The sequence below is a fragment of the Pseudoalteromonas sp. SR45-1 genome, assembly GCF_014163655.1.
Classification (GTDB): domain Bacteria; phylum Pseudomonadota; class Gammaproteobacteria; order Enterobacterales; family Alteromonadaceae; genus Pseudoalteromonas; species Pseudoalteromonas distincta.
This window is the reverse complement of the sequence record NZ_JACJDR010000013.1, coordinates 45,678-64,221: the sequence shown is the minus strand read 5'-3', so window position 1 is coordinate 64,221 and position 18,544 is coordinate 45,678. Positions and strand designations below refer to the sequence as shown.

General features: G+C 40.4%; 16 protein-coding genes and 1 riboswitch. Of the genes, 7 read left to right on the top strand and 9 right to left on the bottom strand.

The features are described 5' to 3' along the window. Nucleotides 1-16 precede the first annotated feature (16 nt). Nucleotides 17-721, top strand: a complete 705-nt coding sequence (locus tag H5089_RS14050) for a 2OG-Fe(II) oxygenase (protein ID WP_138489948.1) — start codon at nucleotides 17-19, stop codon at nucleotides 719-721. A 20-nt stretch (nucleotides 722-741) separates the two neighbouring features. On the opposite strand, the gene H5089_RS14045 is transcribed toward H5089_RS14050, so the two are convergent. The 6 genes from H5089_RS14045 to H5089_RS14020 form a co-directional block, all read right to left on the bottom strand. Further along, nucleotides 742-1,977, bottom strand: a complete 1,236-nt coding sequence (locus H5089_RS14045; RefSeq protein ID WP_182712470.1) for a cysteine desulfurase-like protein — start codon at nucleotides 1,975-1,977, stop codon at nucleotides 742-744. An 11-nt stretch (nucleotides 1,978-1,988) separates the two neighbouring features. Continuing rightward, complete coding sequence (locus tag H5089_RS14040; protein ID WP_002958808.1) at nucleotides 1,989-2,621, bottom strand: 2OG-Fe dioxygenase family protein; 633 nt, start codon at nucleotides 2,619-2,621, stop codon at nucleotides 1,989-1,991. Nucleotides 2,622-2,821: 200 nt separating this feature from the next. Continuing rightward, nucleotides 2,822-5,419 carry a bifunctional aconitate hydratase 2/2-methylisocitrate dehydratase gene (gene acnB, locus H5089_RS14035; protein WP_039488618.1) on the bottom strand — a complete coding sequence of 866 codons (2,598 nt, stop codon included), beginning with the start codon at nucleotides 5,417-5,419 and terminating at the stop codon, nucleotides 2,822-2,824. 292 nt (nucleotides 5,420-5,711) lie between these two features. After that, a complete protein-coding gene (locus H5089_RS14030; RefSeq protein ID WP_165723671.1) occupies nucleotides 5,712-6,773 on the bottom strand; it encodes an OmpA family protein in 1,062 nt (353 codons plus the stop codon). 390 nt (nucleotides 6,774-7,163) lie between these two features. After that, on the bottom strand, nucleotides 7,164-8,573 hold the full coding sequence (locus tag H5089_RS14025; RefSeq protein WP_182712469.1) for a YdiU family protein: 1,410 nt from the start codon (nucleotides 8,571-8,573) through the stop codon (nucleotides 7,164-7,166). A gap of 8 nt (nucleotides 8,574-8,581) precedes the next feature. Next, nucleotides 8,582-9,280: a DNA-3-methyladenine glycosylase I gene (locus tag H5089_RS14020; protein ID WP_182712468.1), complete on the bottom strand. Its 699-nt coding sequence runs from the start codon at nucleotides 9,278-9,280 to the stop codon at nucleotides 8,582-8,584. A gap of 191 nt (nucleotides 9,281-9,471) precedes the next feature. Then, nucleotides 9,472-9,672: riboswitch (Lysine riboswitch) on the top strand. A 190-nt stretch (nucleotides 9,673-9,862) separates the two neighbouring features. On the opposite strand from H5089_RS14020, the gene dapA reads away from it, so the two are divergent. The 5 genes from dapA (at nucleotide 9,863) to H5089_RS13995 (ending at nucleotide 15,248) form a co-directional block, all read left to right on the top strand. Further along, the gene (gene dapA, locus H5089_RS14015; protein WP_182712467.1) at nucleotides 9,863-10,747 is read left to right on the top strand and encodes a 4-hydroxy-tetrahydrodipicolinate synthase; all 885 of its coding nucleotides are present in this window, start codon (nucleotides 9,863-9,865) and stop codon (nucleotides 10,745-10,747) included. Between the two features lie 15 nt (nucleotides 10,748-10,762). Continuing rightward, the gene (locus H5089_RS14010; protein WP_002958799.1) at nucleotides 10,763-11,503 is read left to right on the top strand and encodes a 2,3,4,5-tetrahydropyridine-2,6-dicarboxylate N-succinyltransferase; all 741 of its coding nucleotides are present in this window, start codon (nucleotides 10,763-10,765) and stop codon (nucleotides 11,501-11,503) included. Further along, nucleotides 11,503-12,708 (top strand): PLP-dependent decarboxylase, encoded by a 1,206-nt coding sequence (locus H5089_RS14005; RefSeq protein WP_182712466.1) that lies wholly within the window; start codon nucleotides 11,503-11,505, stop codon nucleotides 12,706-12,708. Before H5089_RS14010 ends, H5089_RS14005 begins: the two co-directional genes overlap by 1 nt. Before the next feature lie 5 nt (nucleotides 12,709-12,713). After that, a complete protein-coding gene (locus H5089_RS14000) occupies nucleotides 12,714-13,835 on the top strand; it encodes a succinylglutamate desuccinylase/aspartoacylase family protein (RefSeq protein WP_182712465.1) in 1,122 nt (373 codons plus the stop codon). Nucleotides 13,836-14,213: 378 nt separating this feature from the next. Further along, nucleotides 14,214-15,248: a phospholipase A gene (locus H5089_RS13995; protein ID WP_182712464.1), complete on the top strand. Its 1,035-nt coding sequence runs from the start codon at nucleotides 14,214-14,216 to the stop codon at nucleotides 15,246-15,248. Nucleotides 15,249-15,320: 72 nt separating this feature from the next. Here the strand turns inward: H5089_RS13995 and H5089_RS13990 are convergent, their stop codons facing one another. Then, nucleotides 15,321-16,214: a bifunctional GNAT family N-acetyltransferase/hotdog fold thioesterase gene (locus H5089_RS13990; protein WP_002961136.1), complete on the bottom strand. Its 894-nt coding sequence runs from the start codon at nucleotides 16,212-16,214 to the stop codon at nucleotides 15,321-15,323. A 246-nt stretch (nucleotides 16,215-16,460) separates the two neighbouring features. Here H5089_RS13990 and H5089_RS13985 point away from each other — a divergent pair, with 246 nt between their 5' ends. Next, nucleotides 16,461-17,174 carry a spermidine synthase gene (locus tag H5089_RS13985; protein ID WP_024597210.1) on the top strand — a complete coding sequence of 238 codons (714 nt, stop codon included), beginning with the start codon at nucleotides 16,461-16,463 and terminating at the stop codon, nucleotides 17,172-17,174. On the opposite strand, the gene dtd is transcribed toward H5089_RS13985, so the two are convergent. Both dtd and H5089_RS13975 read right to left on the bottom strand, forming a co-directional pair. Next, nucleotides 17,163-17,600: a D-aminoacyl-tRNA deacylase gene (gene dtd / locus H5089_RS13980; protein ID WP_024597209.1), complete on the bottom strand. Its 438-nt coding sequence runs from the start codon at nucleotides 17,598-17,600 to the stop codon at nucleotides 17,163-17,165. The genes H5089_RS13985 and dtd overlap by 12 nt on opposite strands. Next, nucleotides 17,601-18,506: a virulence factor BrkB family protein gene (locus H5089_RS13975; RefSeq protein ID WP_002961130.1), complete on the bottom strand. Its 906-nt coding sequence runs from the start codon at nucleotides 18,504-18,506 to the stop codon at nucleotides 17,601-17,603. Nucleotides 18,507-18,544 lie beyond the last annotated feature (38 nt).

The window sequence follows — 18,544 nt, the reverse complement described above, 5'->3', positions numbered from 1 at the left end:
TATATAAAGGTAAACCATGACGGACTTTATACGCGTTATTGATAACGCATTAAGCGATGAGTTTTGCGATGAATTTATTTCCACATTCGCGCAAAGCCCGCATGTAAGACAAGGGGTAACATCGGGCGGTGTCGACTTAAAGAAAAAAGACAGCCACGACCTACACTTAAATAATCACCCCGAATATGCACAACAATTAAAACATATACAACAAACGACTGCACAGCATGTTTTTAAGTATGTTGAAGAGCATATTTTTATGATGATTGGGGCATTTGGCTTAAAGGTTTATCATCCAAAAACAGGCGAAGTAGTCGATTTAACCCAAGAGAATTTTGAAGAAGTGGGTAAACCGCAATTACCCGTTTTAGTTCAGCAAATTTTTAGACTCGGTAACATTCAAGCGCAAAAATACGAAGTAAACAAAGGTGGCTACCCTTACTGGCACAGTGAAGTTTATCCGCAGCTACAGCACAATGAAGCTTTGCATCGCGTGTTGTTATTTATGTTTTACTTAAACGATGTAGAAGAAGGTGGTGAAACAGAGTTTTATTATCAAAACCGTAAAATCGCCCCTCAAAAAGGCACTATGGTAATAGCACCTGGCTACTTTACACATACTCATAGAGGCAATAAGCCAGTATCAAACGATAAGTATATTTTAACCTCGTGGGTATTGTTTAACCGTGCAGAACAAATATATGGTGCGCCTAAGAGTTAGCGCACCAAAATCAGTATTATTTAACCGAGCAGTTCATCAAATAAATTAAACAACTGATCTAGCTCTTCAATGGTGTTGTAGTGCATACAACCAATGCGCACTACGCCGCCTTTATCAAGCACATCTAATTGCTTGCACAACCCTTGCGCGTAAAAATTACCATCCCACACACAAATATGCTGCTTACCTAGAAATTCTGAAACGGCGCGTGGCTCAAGCCCTTCAAAAATTAAAGCAAAAGTAGGTGTACGCTCATTAAGGCGATCAAAATCATCAATACCAAATAACTTAATACGTGGATAATTAACTAAGCGCGTTAAAAAGTGTTCGCTAAGCGCCATTTCGTGCTGCTTAGTTTTAGCAAAAGCAACGCTTAACTTTTCGCGGCGTGAATGGCTATCGTCAAGTTCGCTAATCGCCGCAATGTAATCAACAGCTGCGATAAAACCAGCCATTGCTTCAAAGCTTTGCGTGCCGGTTTCCCAGCGACCTGGTGCTACGTCTTTAGCTGGCTCAACCTTGTAAGGCGTAAACCCGTCTAAATGTTCTTTTTTACCGTAAACCATACCTAAATGCGGGCCAAAAAACTTATACGCAGAGCACGCTATGAAGTCGCAATCAAGTGCTTGCACGTCAACAAGTTCGTGCGGTGCATAATGTACGGCATCAACATAAACAAGTGCACCTACAGCGTGAGCAAGCTCAACAATACGTTTAATATTATTAATTGAACCTGTGGTATTTGAAGCGTAAGTGACCGCTACAAGCTTAGTGTTGCTGTTTAATAAGCTTTCAAATTGCGCCATATCTAAGCTGCAATCAGCTTCGTTAATTAAAGCCGTATTAACTTTAACGCCTTTATCTTCTGCAGCTTGTTGCCACGACGATACATTCGAGAAGTGATCGGCATTGGTTACAATTATTTCATCGCCAGCCTGCCAGTCGCGTGAAATTGCACGGCTAAAACTAAACGTAAGGCTGGTCATGTTTGGACCAAACACAATTTGTTGTGAGCTAGGTGCATTAAGTAAGTCTGCGGCGGCTTGGCGTGCATTCGCCATCAACTCAACCGTTTTATCACTTGAAAAAAACGCGCCACCTAAGTTCGAATTATAATGACCTAAATAAGCTGTCATCGCAGTAAGCACCGATGTTGGTACCTGCGAGCCACCTGGTCCGTCTAAAAATATTGGCGATTTACCATCAACGTTCTGCATTAATGCTGGAAACTGCTCACGTAATTGCGTTATGTTCATGCCTAACTTCCTTAAGACGTTAATACAAAACAATCCAGGTAACCTGGTTTGCTAGCATCAATTTTGTTCATAGGTGTTGCGTTATGCCACACTTGACGGTCGTTTATTAATGCAAACATGCCGTCTTTTATTTCCATTTTAAAACAAGGCTCAGCTTGCTTGTTTTCGTATACAAGCAGTTCGCCACCTTCTAAGTTCTCGTGAGAAACACCGCATATACATACATGGTCAAAACCATCTTGATGCACGCCTTCTGGCGCTGCAGGTGTATCGCTATCGATGGCAAGCATACGGAACTGATGAATTTCAATATCACGCTGCTCATCAATACCGGTAAGTTGGCGAAACTCATTTACAATGCTTTTCATGCCCTCTGACTCAAGTAAACTTTGCTCTAAATTTTCGTAAGTACGCTCTACATTGCCTTGAAAAGTATTAATTGAATCATCTTGAACAAATGCTTTGGCTTGCTGTAGCTTTATTTCACCATTTTGCATTTTTACTACTGAATAACGACGTTTACGAAAGGCACCATCTGCATAAAGGTTTGCAGGAAGGTTATCAAAAGAAGGTTTAACCAAATCAATATTTGCTTGGTTAACAAAACGTAGTTGCAATAAATTCTGGTTGTTTAATGCTGTCATAAAATCTCGCCTAAAATAATGAGAATATTGATAAGGATTTTAATGCATTTTGATAGGAATTTTTGCGCGATTAATTACTTTAAAAGCAATTTAAGACTAGAGTTAATACAATAATATAAAAAAAGAAGCATGAACTATCTAATATTTGTTTTAGCCAATAAAAAACCCGCCGAAGCGGGTTTTTAAACAAACTCTAAAAGTTATACAGCTTGTTGAATAATCACGTTGTCTGCTTTTTTAGTGTAAGCAGGCATACGGTGGAAGTTTAAGTAACGGTAAGTATCTGCAGCCGTTGCATTAATCTTCGCTGCGTATTCTTGGTACTCAGCTGGAGTAGGTAGTTTACCTAAAATAGCCGCTACTGCAGCAAGTTCTGCTGAAGCTAAGAATACGTTCGCGCCATTACCTAAACGGTTAGGGAAGTTACGTGTAGAGGTAGACACAACCGTTGCTTTGTCTGCAACGCGTGCTTGGTTACCCATACATAGTGAACAACCTGGAGTTTCGATACGTGCACCTACACGACCAAAGATACCGTAGTAACCTTCGTCTGTAAGCTGATCTTTATCCATCTTAGTTGGCGGGGCAACCCAAAGCTGAGTTGGGATACGACCTTTAAAGCCATCTAGTAACTTACCTGCTGCGCGGAAGTGACCGATGTTAGTCATACAAGAACCGATGAATACTTCGTCGATTTTCTCGCCAGTAACATCAGATAATAAACGTGCATCATCTGGGTCATTTGGAGCACAAAGGATTGGCTCTTTAATGTCTGCTAAATCGATTTCAAGTACATGTTTGTACTCTGCATCAGCGTCAGCTTCCATTAGTTCTGGGTTAGCTAACCAATCTTGCATTGCAGTAATACGACGCTCAATAGTACGTACATCGCCGTAACCTTCAGAGATCATCCATTTAAGCATAACAATGTTTGATTCTAGGTATTCTGCGATAGACTCTTTAGAAAGTTTAACCGCACAACCTGCTGCAGAACGCTCTGCAGATGCATCTGATAGTTCAAACGCTTGCTCAACAGTTAGGTGTTCAACGCCTTCAATTTCTAGTACACGACCAGAGAATTCGTTAATTTTACCTTTTTTCTCAACTGTTAATAAACCTTCTTTAATACCGAAGTAAGGGATTGCATGTACAAGGTCACGTAAAGTGATACCTGGTTGCATTTCACCTTTAAAGCGAACCAAAATTGACTCAGGCATATCAAGAGGCATAACACCTGTAGCTGCTGCGAATGCTACTGCACCCGAACCTGCTGGGAATGAAATACCTAATGGGAAACGTGTATGTGAATCACCACCAGTACCTACAGTATCTGGTAATAACATACGGTTTAACCATGAGTGAATTACACCATCACCTGGGCGAAGTGACACACCGCCACGGTTCATGATGAAATCAGGAAGCGTATGGTGAGTGTTTACATCGATTGGTTTAGGGTAAGCCGACGTATGACAGAAAGACTGCATTGTTAAATCTGCAGAAAAACCTAAACATGCTAAGTCTTTAAGTTCGTCACGTGTCATAGGACCTGTTGTATCTTGCGAGCCAACAGTTGTCATTTTAGGTTCACAGTATTGGCCTGGGCGAATACCTGGAACGTTACACGCTTTACCAACCATTTTTTGCGCTAGCGTGAAGCCTTTTTCAGAAACTTCTGTCACTGTTGGTACTTTAAATACATCAGTTGGACCTAGGCCAAGTGATGTACGTGCTTTATCAGTTAAACCACGACCAATGATAAGTGGTATACGACCACCAGCACGAACTTCATCTAAAATTACATCAGATTTAAGTTCAAAAGTTGAGATTACTTTGTCAGTACCGTGGCTCTTAACAACACCTTCGTACGGGTAAATATCGATTTGCTCACCCATGTTAAGCTCATCAACATTTAATTCGATTGGTAATGCACCTGAATCTTCCATTGTATTGAAGAAGATTGGAGCAATTTTATTACCTAGACATACACCGCCAACACGCTTGTTTGGTACGAATGGGATATCATCGCCCATGAACCAAAGTACAGAGTTAGTTGCAGACTTACGAGAAGAACCAGTACCAACAACATCACCTACATATGCAAGTGGTAAGCCTTTAGTTTTTAATTCTTCAAGCTGAGAGATTGGACCTACTTCGCCTGGCTTGTCTGGTGTAATTCCATCACGTTCAATTTTTAGCATTGCTAAAGCATGAAGTGGGATATCTGGACGAGACCATGCATCTGGTGCTGGTGATAAGTCATCAGTATTTGTCTCGCCAGTTACTTTAAATACAGTAACTGAGATCTTTTCAGCAACAGCTGGCTTATTAGTAAACCATTCTGCATTTGCCCAAGACTCAATAATTTGCTTAGCGAATGTATTACCCGCTTTTGCTTTTTCTTCAACATCGTAGAACGCATCAAACATAAGTAATGTATTTGAAAGGCCTTTAACTACGATTGGTGCAAGTGTTTCGTCATCAAGTAGGTCAATCATTGGCGCGATATTGTAACCGCCCAGCATTGTACCTAATAATTCTGCCGCTTTTTCTTTAGAAACAAGTGGAGAATTAGCTTCACCTTTAGCTACAGCTGCTAAAAATCCCGCTTTAATATAAGCAGCATCATCAACACCAGCTGGTATACGCTGAATGAACAAATCTAAAATGAATTCTTCTTCACCTGCAGGTGGGTTTTTTATTAATTCAATAAGATCAGCAGTTTGCTGAGCATCTAATGGCGCTGGTACGATACCTAACGCGGCACGTTCTTCTACGTGTTTACGATATTCTTGTAGCACAATATTGCCCTCTTGGTGACGTGAAAGTATCCGGTAGCGCTTTGGGCGCAAATAAGTTACCCAATACTTATAGTATTCTAACGCGTAATTATAAAGCTTTTATGGATAGATGAAAATCCATCCAGTTGCGCAACTGATTATACCGATTATAAATACTATGAATAGTGGTTGTGGTAAAAACTATTTTCATGAATACTTATTAAGTAAGAATCATTACCATTAACTAATATTAATTTATTACAGGCATAAAAAAACCCAGCACTTGGCTGGGTTTTTATTACAAACTATTTAATTAACGTAAAACTTTAACGTTTTTGATAGTTTTGATATGCGCTTCTACACGACGGTTTTCTGCGTTTGCAGCTTTAGTGTTTGCATCATTTTTAAGACGCTCTTCACCCAAACCAACTGTAGTAATACGGTCTTCAGCAATACCATCAGCAACAAGTTGCTTAGCTACAGCATCAGCACGTTTTTTAGATAACCATTTGTTGTAAGTTGCTTTACCTACAGCAGAAGTGTGACCTTCTAATAGTACTGTTGTATCTGGGTACTCTTTTAAGAATGCAGATACTTTTTCAATATCATCTAAATATTGAGTAGATACTGCTGAAGCATTGTTAGGGAAAGTCACTAATAAACTTACTGTTACTTCTTTATCTTCATATAAAGTACAACCAGTACCATCTACAGCATCAGTCATAGGTGTGTTAGGACACTTATCATCTGCGTCAAGAATGTTATCGTTGTCGCTGTCTACAGGAGCTACAGCTACTTCAACTACTTTAGGCTCTGGAGCTGGTTTTACTGGCTCTACAGGAGCAGAGTTTTGGCCAAATAAGTAGTTAATACCAATTTTAGCACCAACATCTGTGTAACCACGGTCAAGACCTTGGTATACAGCTGTTTCAGCATTTACAAATAAGCCATCTGTAATGAAATGTTGGTAACCAACACCTGCATTTAAGAATGTGTTGTCATCAACTACGTCAATTTCTTTAATACCGAAAAGACCATAGAAAGGACCGCCGTCTAAATGGTAAAGAGCATCAATACCGTAACGCTCGCCATCAATATTGTTACGGTTGCCAGCAACTTTATCAAAAGCATTAAAATCCATGTCTGCATATTCAAGACGTGCGCTCCAGTAATCACTGAAACGGTAACCAGCTTCAACACCCCAGCCAGTTGATTCGTTTACGTCAAGACCAGCTTGGTCACGCATGTTTTTCCAAGATGCGTCATAGTAGTCGCCAAATGCGCCAATGTAGAAACCTTCTTCTTTATCAGCAGCGAATGTAGATGCGCTAGTTGCAGCCAACGCGATTGCAATTGTAAGTGATTTTAATTTCATTGTTTTCTTCCCATTTGAACAATTGTAAATTGTAGCTAATCGATACTAGCTCAATCAGTTTTATATAGACTAACTGAGCCTTTGTTAATCAATACTTAACGAAAAATAAAGTTTATTACTTTTTTCTATGCCTTGTCGCAACACACATCCACTTACTATAGGCGAAATTAAAACTTTATTGAAAAATAAATATAGTAGTTTTTTGTAAATTAGTACTTAGCAAGGAATGTAAGAGCAATTAAATTAAATGCACTTATAAATGCAAAGAAATATTGCTTGGTTTTAATTGTGCGCATAATACCACCAGAATTAGCATTCCCCTAGGTATATGCGCATGTTTGATTAAAAAATGACTCTTTTTAATCATGCGGTTATATTTAAAGTTAAGTATTAAGTACCACAAAAAGTCTGGTAGTCATTATCATTCGTCGGTGGAGAGCAAAACTCTGATAACTCTTCACTGTTAGAATATGGATTCCCAGCTATTTTTATAAAGCGCTGTAGTAACTCACTAGACCCTGTAGCGTTATATTGTGCAATTATTTCTTCGATCACATGATTACGCGGTATTACACGAGGATTTGCAGCTCTCATTACTTCATAACTATTATCGTCAGTTAAACTTACCCACTTAGCTCTCCATTCAATTAGCGACTCAGGTACGCTTTTTTCTCCTTTTAAGGATTCAGTAAGCGCATCAAAGGTATTGGTGTAGTCGAGCTGATTATCTTTTAATAGCGTTAACAACTCTGCTATTAACTCGCCGCTACTATCGCTAGATTCATTTAAACCCAGTTTTTGTGCCCACATAGCCGTAAACTCAGTATTAAACTGCTCAGCAAAAATATTAATAAATGGCGTCATTAATGAAACAGCTTGCTCGTCATCATCGCTAATAAGCGGTATTAAACTCTCAGCTAAGCGTGCGCAGTTCCAGTTAGCTATATTAGGTTGATTACCGAATGCATAGCGGCCTTGTTTGTCTATAGAGCTAAATACGGTATCAAAATCAAAGCTATTCATCATGGCACACGGGCCGTAATCAATAGTCTCTCCGCTAACTAGCGTATTATCTGTATTCATTACTCCGTGAATAAAGCCAACACGCATCCAGCTCACAACTAGCTTAACTTGGTTTTTAATCACAGCGCCTAAAAATGCTAAGTATCGCTGCGAACCTGTATCGGTTATTTCTGGGTAGTGCCGCTCTATAGCTAAATCGGCTAAATTTTTAAGCCCTTCAACATCGCCTTGCGTCGCTAAATATTGAAACGAGCCAACACGAATATGACTCGTTGCTACACGCGTAACGATAGCCCCTGCTTGTGGCGGATTACGATAAACCGTTTCACCACTACCAACAACCGCTAAGCAGCGTGTGGTTTTAACTCCCAGTGCATGCATTGCTTCGCTCATTACGTATTCACGAATAGCAGGACCAAGAGCACAACGTCCATCCCCACCTCTTGAGTAAGGAGTAGCACCAGAGCCTTTTAATTGAATATCCCATAACTGGTTTTCATCATCACTAATAGCGCCCAGTAAGTGCGCTCGTCCATCGCCTAAGCGTGGTGAAAAATGTCCAAATTGGTGCCCAGAGTAACCAAGTGCTACTGCAGGAATCGCCTGTTTTTCGTTACCGCTAAAAGTGCTGGCACGTAAATCAGCCGCAACGTTAATATTAAACTCTTTTGCTAAACTCTCGTTCCACAGCAATAACTGAGGAGAGGCGACACTTGCAGGGAAATCTTCTATCGCGAAGTTTTCTGCAACATCTGTGTATCTTGGCACTAATTTCATTGTAATTCCTATTGTTGCTGACTTATACCAACACGGTTGTCACCTACGCCATAAGCAACAATTAAGCTTAACTCTTGCATACTTAAGCCACTTTGCTCTTGCATTTCGTTAAAAAAAGCTTGGGCTGCATTTAGTGACTTTTTAGTTTGTAAGCCGCCGTCTATAATTTTATGGGCACGCAAATAATTCTCTACATCGCGTGATAGTAAAAATGTATCTTTACCAAGTGCTCGCAGCGCATAAGGCCCTGTATTTCCGCCTAAACGCGAACCATGCTTTTTTAAATACGCCCACAAACCAATAATATCGTCTGTTGGCCAATTAGCGATAAACTGGCTAAAACTGCCATGTTCCCCTGCTATTTCGTGGATCATGTAAGCATTTTCGGTAATTGTTTTTACTTTTTTATAGTTACGAACAATGCGCTCATCCGTTGCTTTTTGCTCCAGCATATCGGGTGGCATCATTAATAACTTATCAACGCTAAAATCCCAAAAAACCTCTCTAAAGCCCGGCCACTTATTATTTATGACTGACCAATAAAAGCCGCTTTGAAATACTTTTCGAGTAAATTCTTCAAGCCAATCGTCGTCACTTAACGTGCTTAGTTGTTTTTTAGATAGCGGTTTTGCAAGTAATAACTTAAGCATTTTTTCAGAGCCTTTTCGCTCTACCGCTCGCTTATAAATATCGCTAAATTTTTCCATACTAATTAAATACCTCACTACTTATATTGCTAGTGTACGAGAAAAGCACCTAATACGTAACCACCCCTCTTTTCGATGAATTAATCTGTATTTAGTCGCTTGACACCTAGACGGCTAAAATGCTTTAATCGCCGTAATTACCCTATTTAAATTGCACAGGTTTGTAAGTTTTACTCTACAAACAGGTGCAAAGGGCTAGAAGAGGTGCGTTATTCAGGTAGCGTATGTTAGGAGCGCAAACTCCAGCAAGCATACGTGAGGGGAATTAACGCCGAGAAGTAACCACTTTTGCGAGGTGTTTATTTCGGGCGACTAGGTTGAACCCTAGCGACTGTCACCAATAGCTGCTTATAAAAAGCAGCTTGTTAGTTTGGTGGAGAGCTTCTGGTCTTAAATATTAAGGCCGTGCGCCCTATTATTTTAAGCCCATTCGCTCTTCGAATTATTAGTTCGAACGACGTTAATGCGGCTCCTTCCATAAAGCTTTTTGACTCTTCGAATAATACCAATTGCATTAAATTAGTTATCGCTTAAATGATCACGTTTTTAATAAAGTTGGTACAAATTATAAGTTCGTGAGAGATGATCAACAACTTCAATTTAAACGACTACTCACTGTGGACCGCGCTCGTAACGCCATTTGATCAACACGGCGATGTTGACTACAACACGTTAACTAAGTTGGTTAGCGATCAAGAAGCGGCACATAACGGTATTTTGCTACTTGGCAGTACGGGCGAAGGTTTAGCACTAACGCTAAAAGAGCAACAAGCCATTGTTGAGCACGTATGCCAGCTAAAACCAACAGTACCACTCATGGTAGCTGTGGGCGGTAGTAACTTAAAGCAACAAATTGAGTGGGTTAACTACTGTAATACACTCCCAATTCATAGCTTTTTACTTGGCTCACCGCTTTATGCAAAGCCTGGCGCTATAGGTCAAACTCATTGGTTTGAAAGCCTACTAAATGCAAGCGCTCATCCATGTATGCTTTATAACGTACCCGGTCGAAGCGCTGTTAGCATCCCAGCGGCAACAATTCAAAACTTACAAAACAATAAAAATTTATGGGCGTTAAAAGAAGCGAGCGGCAGTATTGCTCAGTTTGAAGCTTACCGCCAAGCGGCGCCTAATTTAGCTATTTTTAGTGGCGACGATGCGCTAATGCCTTATTTTGCTCAAGCTGGCGCAAGAGGTTTGGTGTCGGTAGCTGCAAACGCATGGCCTGAACAAACTCACGAGTTTGTTAAGCGCAGTTTAAGTGGTCAACACCCTAATTTATTTGCCCAGTGGTCAAGCGCTATTAATAGCCTATTTGCTGTCGCAAACCCTATTCCCGTAAAGGTACTGATGCATTTGCAAGGCCGCTTAAGCAGCCCGCAACTTCGTCCACCTTTAACACATCTTGAGTTAACTCAAACCGATTGCATCACAACTGCAAACAACACCATTTTATCTTGGCATTAAATACAGGTTTTTATAATGAGCTGGTTAGAACTATTAAATAATTTAGAATCGGGCGCAGTACGCGCAGCATCACAAAACGAAAGCGGCCAATGGCAAGCTAACGTAGAAGTAAAGCAAGGCATTTTAGAAGCCTTTAAAAATGGCACTAATACTGAGTTTGCAGGCGGCTTTGTTGATAAACATAACCTAGCTCCGCAAGAATTTAGTACTGATGATGGCGTTCGTATGGTACCAGGTGGCTCAAGTGTTCGCCGTGGTGCTTATGTTGCTAAAGGCACGATTATTATGCCACCAGCGTATGTAAACATTGGTGCATATATCGACGAAGGCACAATGGTAGATAGCCACGCATTGGTGGGTTCTTGTGCGCAAGTAGGTAAAAACGTACATTTAAGTGCTGCAGTTCAGCTTGGTGGTGTACTTGAGCCAATTGGTGCAAGCCCAGTAGTGGTTGAAGATGACGCATTTATTGGTGCAGGCTGTATTATTGTTGAAGGCGTAGTCATTAAAAAAGGCGCAGTACTTGCCCCTGGCGTGCGTTTATCAGCAACTATTCCAGTATACGACTGCGTAAACGAGCGCCAACTAGATAAAGGCGAGCCAATCCCAGAGTACGCGATTGTAATACCGGGCTCTCGCCCTGCATCAAACGAATGGGCGCGCGAGCAAGGCCTAAGCATGTCGTGTGCGTTAATAGTTAAATACCGCGACGAGAAAAGCGATGCATCGTTATTGCTTGAAGAGGTTTTACGATAATGAGCTTTTTGAGCACGCCTATCAAAACCGCTGTAAATACTATTACACAACAACTTGATACACCTTTTTTTGTTTACGACCTAGATCAACTAAACACGCATCTTGCGCGTTTAGTTGCGCAAACCGATGTAAAGCTGTGGTACGCGGTAAAAGCAAACCCACTGTCTAAAATTATTCAAAGCTTAGACAGTGCTGGCTTTAATTTTGACGTAGCAAGTAAAGGTGAGCTTGAGCAAGTACTAGCACAAGGTATTAGCTCGCAGCGCGTGCTCAACACAGGGCCTGCAAAAAGCCCTAAACAAATAAAACACTTTATTGAGCGCGGCGTGCGTATATTCGTAGCAGAAAGCCTCAATCAAGTACGTTGGTTAAACCAACAAGCGCAACTACAAAATACGCAGTTACAAGTATTACTGCGTGTACAATTACGCTGGCCTGAAGGTGAAAAAAACCCACTGGGCGGCGACAGCCTTACGCCGTTTGGTTTGGGTTGTGATGAGTGGCAAGCACTCAATGTAACCGACTACCCTGCACTTAAGTTTGACGGCTTACATATTTTTCAGTGGGGCAACATGCTTAGCACACAAAAGCTAAGCGAATTGTGGTCACAAATGATTGCACCTCTTAGCCAACTTGCCAGCGATTTAAATATTAGCCTTAAAATTCTCGATTTAGGCGGCGGTTTAGGTATTCCTTATACACAAAACGAAGCAACACTTGATTGGGATGACTTAATTGCTGCGCTAGCTAAAATTAAAAATGATGCGGGTGTAGAAGAATTATGGATGGAACTTGGTCGCTATGCCGTTGGCGAATGCGGTCATTACGCAAACCCAGTAGTAGAGCGCAAACAAAACTACAATCAAGAACAAGTAATTTTAAGCGGCGGTATAAATCACTTATTACGCCCTGCTGTTACCAGCCAGGACTTTCCTGCTGCATTACTGCGTGAATCCAGTGCTAAAACTCAAGCGGTCACTTTATATGGCCCACTTTGTACAGCGCTTGATTGCTTGGGTGAACATAACTTACCAAGCGATTTAGATGAGCACGACTGGCTAGTGTTTAGCCAATGCGGTGCTTACGGCTTTACCGAAAGTATGCCGTATTTTTTATGCCATGAGCTAGCTGCTGAGTACACCTTGCAAAACGGTACACTTACCTGTGTTCGCCAAGCCGAAAATGCCAGCCATTATTTAAGGTAACAAGTATGAGTAATACAACACACATTAGCCAAGAGAACATTGTAGTAGGGGAAGTTGCAAACGGCTTACCACTTACAATTCCTGTGTATCGTTTAAAAGGTGATGGCACAGGGCCAAGTGTTTACATTCAGGCCAATATGCATGGCGCTGAAGTGCAAGGTAACGCAGTTATTTTTCAGCTGCTTGAGCAATTAAAACACCTTAACCTTAGTGGCGATATTACCCTTGTACCTTATGCAAATCCGATTGGCTGTAATCAAAAATCTGGCGAGTTTACCCTTGGCAGGTTCGATCCGATTACGGGCACTAATTGGAATCGCATGTATCACTACAATAAAAATTTAGTGGCACAGTTTGCACAAAATCATACTCAGTATGACGACGCTACATTAAAAAGTAACTTCAAACAGGCACTTATTGACGAAGTAGACAGCAAACTTAACGGCCCTGCTTATTTACTCAATACGGGTAAACGCATTGCGCTTAACTTACAAAAGCTCGCTCATCAGGCTGATATAGTACTCGATTTACACACAGGCCCTATTTCAAGCAAGCATCTGTACTGCCCAACCTATGCAACCGACAGCGCACGTTACTTTAATATTGAACATGTATTGCTTATTCCTAGTGATTTTGACGGCGCTATGGATGAAGCTAACTTTTGCCCATGGTGGCATTTAAGTGATGCGCTTAGCGGACAAGGTCGCGAATTATCAATAGCTGTAGAAGCATTTACTGTAGAGCTAGGCAGCCAAGAAAAAATAGACTTAAAAGAAGCATTAAACGATGCAAACAGCATTTTAAGTTACTTAAATCACAAAGGCGTATTACAAAACGCACCGCATACGCCAGTTAATATGACTCGTTATGCATGTAATTTAGATGACTACTTTGCCTATTACGCCCCTATTGGCGGCATGGTTGAATACTTAGCCCCACTTGGCGGGCACATTAAAGCCGGTGAGCCTATTGCCAATATTTTACGCATGGAGCGCTACTTAAGTGAGCAACCATTGCAAACACTTACTCTTGATTGCGATGCAATTGCTATTTTGCACTTTGCCTCAGCGAGTGTTAATCAAGGTACCGAGCTTTATAAGTTTTTTACTAACATATTTGAGCTTTAGCTCACCCTTCTCATTGCGTGAGAGTAATACCAATTGCATTAAATTAGTGATCTATTATAGCGATAAGGAAATAGCTTAATAACAAGGCTAAAATTATGGTACATAGTTGTTCTATATAAATAATTTTTAACGTAGTTAGTGAGTTATTTAATACGCTAGAATGATCATGTTTTTAACAAAATTGGTATAAATTAACTAAAGTAGTTAATTTGCATTAGAAAAGCGGCTTAGGCCGCTTTTCTTTTGATCTATATTTACTTTGTATACGTATGGACCTTGTTATGAATACAAATTCAGTAAAAGTTCACCGTTACATATGTAAAAAGACGTTATAATTAAATTAACGCATACAACAACCCAAACTCACAAGGAATTACAATGAGCTGGCGCCACTGGATAACTCTTTCTGCTTTAATTAGTACCGCTACCTTCGCACAAGAAGAAGTTGCTACAAACGAGCAAGACAACGACATCGAGCTTGTAAAACAGTGTATTTTAAATGAAGTGATTGGTGGAGATGGCAAGCAAACTCTCGATGACTTGCGTAAAAAGTGCTCATCCCTTGAAGAAGACAAACAACTTACCGCGCTTGATAAACGCCAAGCTCGTGAAGAAGTCGGTAAAAAAAATAGAAATGTAATTACGCCACATAAGCGTAACTATATTTTACCGCTTTCGTATGTATCACACCCAAACGATCGCCCTTTTGATGGTTTTGACGAATTAACAGATGATAACGATGGTGAGCCACTAGACAACCTAGAAGCAAAATACCAGCTTTCAATCAAAGTGCCTCTATATGATGATTTTTCTGATGAAGACCAAGCCATATTTTTTGGCTTTACTCTGCAATCTTACTGGCAGCTTTATAACTCAGAAATCTCTTCTCCATTTCGTGAAACCAACTACGAACCAGAAATATTTTGGATAAACTACCTCGATCCAGAAAACGTATTATGGGGCGACGAAATGGCAATCGCATTAGGTATTTCGCACCAATCAAACGGTCGAAGCCAACCAAACTCGCGTTCGTGGAACCGTATTTACGCAGACTTTATTTGGGAAAATAGGGGCTTTGTTTTTAGCTTTAAACCTTGGTATCGCATAAGCGAAGATACTAAAGAAGACATACTTGATGCTAAAGGCGACGATAATCCAGACATATACAAATACATGGGCTATTTTGAATTTAGTGGTGCATACCGTCTTAACGATCATGAATTTAGCTTCATGACGCGTAACAACTTAAATTCAGAAAACCGTGGTGCAATTCAACTCGACTGGTCATTTCCATTATGGGGTCGCGTTCGTGGTTATGCACAATACTTTAACGGTTATGGCGAAAGCTTAATTGATTACAACGCGGATGTAGAACGTATTGGTGTCGGTATATTATTAACCGATTTGCTGTAATACTTCTCTAAGTTTTACGCACAAAAAAGCCAAGCATTGCTTGGCTTTTTTGTGTTTTGAACAGCTAAACAGTTATTTTTTTACTACAAACTGCCCTTCAAATTCTGCAACCACGTTATCACCATCGTAAATAGTTACTGGCACTACGTAACTTGCTTTACCGTCGGTTTCTAAATCGCTTAACTTGCCCTTACAGGTTTGTATATCAACACAACCACGTGGGTCGGTAGTAAGCGGTTTTAAGTACTTAATGTTAGCATCGGCTAATACAATATTACCTTCAAGCCCAGCTTCTTTAAGTGCTAAGTACGTAGCGCCCCAACCTGTTAGCGTGGCCAAGCTATAAATAGAACCTGCAAACATTGTGTTATGTAGGTTTAAGTTAGCGTCTAGGTCGGCGCTGGTTGTAAATTGCCAATCGGTATAGCTTTCTACCTTAATACCCATCGCGTCACTAATTGGAATAGACTCACGCCACGTATTTTGTAGTACTTGCGTCCAATTAGGGTGACGAAACCAACCTGGCTCAGACGGTTTTTGCTTTACCATTTTAAAGTGTTGAACATCGCCATACGCTAAGTGCGCTTTTTCTTTTAATTCGTAACCGTGGCGTTTATAAAACTCAAGCGCTCGTTCGCGTGCAAACAATACAAGCTCGCCTGCGTTTTGAACCCATGCAATTTTTTCAAGCTCGTGCAGTAAGCGACTACCAATATGCTGGTTACGATTACCCTCTGCAACCGCCATATAGCGCACTTGTGCTTGCTCATGATTGTTAAAGTGCAAACGTGCTACACCTAGCACTTCGCCTTCTTTATTTTTTATAAAGCGGTGCTCAGAGTCTTGTTCCATATCGTCTTGTTCAGAGCCACGAGGCTCGCCCCAAGGCGCGCGTAATACTTGCCAACGCAATTGGTAATACGCTTGCCAATCTTCGCTACTTTGTGGGGTGCTTACCTGAAACATACATACTCCTGTTGTTATATAAGCCGTAAATAAAAGTCAAAAAAGGCTACGGCGCTATACTAATAGTATTGATTATCTACCAAACTAAAAAGCTTAAATAATTAAGTCCGTTGGTATTATTTATGGCAAATACCATACTCCATCTTAAAAAAACTGCAAATACGACTTTGGTGATGGCTGTAAAATAACGTAAAAAATAATGGCAAAGGCCATTGCGCTTTAACGTTGCTAGTTTATGCTGAGAATATGATGGAAAAAATCAATTATATAAATTCACTGACGGGTTTGCTGGGCGATCAATTTATTGAAAATAGCCACAGCATTGGTCAGTTAATCTATTGGCATAAATGCAGTGGCGATCACATTCAAGTACGTGAGCACGAGCCGTTACGCTGGTTACTGATTAACGACACTCTTCAATCTGTTATTGATTTAAATAACCCGGATTTATTACTTTTTCCACATTTATTATGCCTAGGTAAGCATTGGCAGGCTCTTAAGCCGCCACAAAAAGTGTTAGAACTAGGCCTCGGCGGCGGAGCAATTCGTAATTATTTACAATACAAATACCCTAAAGCACAAATAACATCGGTTGAAAAAAACGCCGATATTATTGATTGCTATACCCAATTTTTTTCGTCAAATAAAAATGAGCAACTGCTTTGCGCCGATGCGCAACAGATTTTAAAAAGTGCGCAAAATATTGATTGGATTATTTTAGATTTGTTTAGCCAGATAGATGCACCTCGATTTTTATTTGAAGAGGCATTTTATAAAAAAATTTACTCGGCTTTAAATAACAACGGTGTGCTATTTATTAACTTTTTATCGCAGCATGAGTCGCAATTAAAGCAACTTCAGCAGCTATTACTCGATGTATTTGGTTGTAATGTTAGCCCGCAAAAAATTACGGGCTATGTAAATCATATTGTCGTGGTAACCAAAAACTTAAACAGATAAGTTAAACGTAACGGGCCCATCGTTACACAAGCTTACTTGCATATCGGCACCAAACTCACCGGTGGCTATTGTAAGCCCCAACTCTTTAGCTTGAGCAACAAAGTACTCGTAAAGCTCATTAGCTTGGCTTGGCGTTGCCGCAGATGAAAAGCTAGGGCGCATACCCTTTTTAGTATCAGCCGCTAGCGTAAATTGCGAAACCACCAGTAACTCACCTTTAATATCTTTAAGGCTTAAGTTCATTTTGTCGTTTTCGTCAGTAAAAATACGATAATTACTTACCTTATGTAAAAGCTTATCGGCCGTTTGCGTATCGTCGTGTTTTTCAACGCCCAGCAACAACAATATACCTTGGCTAATTTCACCTACTACTTGGTTGTTAATTTCTACTTTGGCATGCTTTACGCGTTGTATTAAACCTTGCATTTAAACTGTGTCCTTTACTGCTGGTTCATCATCTTCTAGTTCAAGTTCTGGTGTTTCTGGAATATCATTTGGGCTAATACACGCAGTAAATTCAGCGCCAAGCAAAACAACGACCCACGATAAATACACCCATACAAACAAAATAGGAATGGTTGCTACTGCGCCGTAAATAACTTCGTACGAAGGAAAATGGCTAATATAAAGTGCAAACCCTTTTTTAGTCAGCTCAAATAAAAGTGCCGCAAAAAAAGCGCCAGGTATTGCCGCTCTGAACGATACACGCGTATTAGGCACTAAGGTGTAGAGCATAATAAAGCCCACCATCGAAATCCCATACGGCAATAACTTTAACAAAAACCCGCTAAACCCAGGAATACCCTGATCAGCAAACGATACCAAAGATACAATATAAGAGGTAACACCAATACTCGCTCCGAGTAATACAGGCCCTAAGCTCAAAACCATCCAGTACACAGCAAATGAGATCATCATTGGGCGTTTTTTCTTAATTCGCCAAATTCGATTTAGTGTGGCATCTACATTACGTATTAACAGCAAGGCTATTGCAGCTAAAAAGCCAATACCTACCGCCGTCATTTGATTAGCGTTACCGGCAAAGGAGCTAATATGCTCTCTAATAACATCGGTAGAGGTAGGGACAAAGTTGGTAAACAAAAAGCTCTCAATTTCCATGCGAGTAGATTCAAAGCCCGGAAAAGCTGAAAATATAGCAACACCCACCGCAATTAATGGCACTAAAGAAAGAAGGGTTACGTAAGCAAGGTAACCTGCATTAACCGTTATCTGATCGTCTATACAACGATTAAAATACTGCATCCACCAACCAGGCTGCTGGCGTATAAAGGACTTAACTTGCTGTTTGTAATGTGAGAGCTTATCATTCATACAATTGACTTGTGCTTATATAGTTTTGATTATAATAA

Excerpts from the sequence above, each read along its gene's own strand:
- H5089_RS14020 (WP_182712468.1), bottom strand. The coding sequence starts at position 9,280 with ATGGAAAAATTTAGCGATATTTATAAGCGAGCGGTAGAGCGAAAAGGC.
- H5089_RS14040 (WP_002958808.1), bottom strand. The coding sequence starts at position 2,621 with ATGACAGCATTAAACAACCAGAATTTATTGCAACTACGTTTTGTTAAC.
- H5089_RS14005 (WP_182712466.1), top strand. The coding sequence starts at position 11,503 with ATGAGCTTTTTGAGCACGCCTATCAAAACCGCTGTAAATACTATTACA.
- H5089_RS14050 (WP_138489948.1), top strand. The coding sequence starts at position 17 with ATGACGGACTTTATACGCGTTATTGATAACGCATTAAGCGATGAGTTT.
- dtd (WP_024597209.1), bottom strand. The coding sequence starts at position 17,600 with ATGCAAGGTTTAATACAACGCGTAAAGCATGCCAAAGTAGAAATTAAC.
- H5089_RS14025 (WP_182712469.1), bottom strand. The coding sequence starts at position 8,573 with ATGAAATTAGTGCCAAGATACACAGATGTTGCAGAAAACTTCGCGATA.
- H5089_RS13995 (WP_182712464.1), top strand. The coding sequence starts at position 14,214 with ATGAGCTGGCGCCACTGGATAACTCTTTCTGCTTTAATTAGTACCGCT.
- H5089_RS13990 (WP_002961136.1), bottom strand. The coding sequence starts at position 16,214 with ATGTTTCAGGTAAGCACCCCACAAAGTAGCGAAGATTGGCAAGCGTAT.
- H5089_RS14010 (WP_002958799.1), top strand. The coding sequence starts at position 10,763 with ATGAGCTGGTTAGAACTATTAAATAATTTAGAATCGGGCGCAGTACGC.
- H5089_RS14045 (WP_182712470.1), bottom strand. The coding sequence starts at position 1,977 with ATGAACATAACGCAATTACGTGAGCAGTTTCCAGCATTAATGCAGAAC.
- H5089_RS13975 (WP_002961130.1), bottom strand. The coding sequence starts at position 18,506 with ATGAATGATAAGCTCTCACATTACAAACAGCAAGTTAAGTCCTTTATA.
- dapA (WP_182712467.1), top strand. The coding sequence starts at position 9,863 with ATGATCAACAACTTCAATTTAAACGACTACTCACTGTGGACCGCGCTC.
- H5089_RS14000 (WP_182712465.1), top strand. The coding sequence starts at position 12,714 with ATGAGTAATACAACACACATTAGCCAAGAGAACATTGTAGTAGGGGAA.
- H5089_RS14030 (WP_165723671.1), bottom strand. The coding sequence starts at position 6,773 with ATGAAATTAAAATCACTTACAATTGCAATCGCGTTGGCTGCAACTAGC.
- H5089_RS13985 (WP_024597210.1), top strand. The coding sequence starts at position 16,461 with ATGATGGAAAAAATCAATTATATAAATTCACTGACGGGTTTGCTGGGC.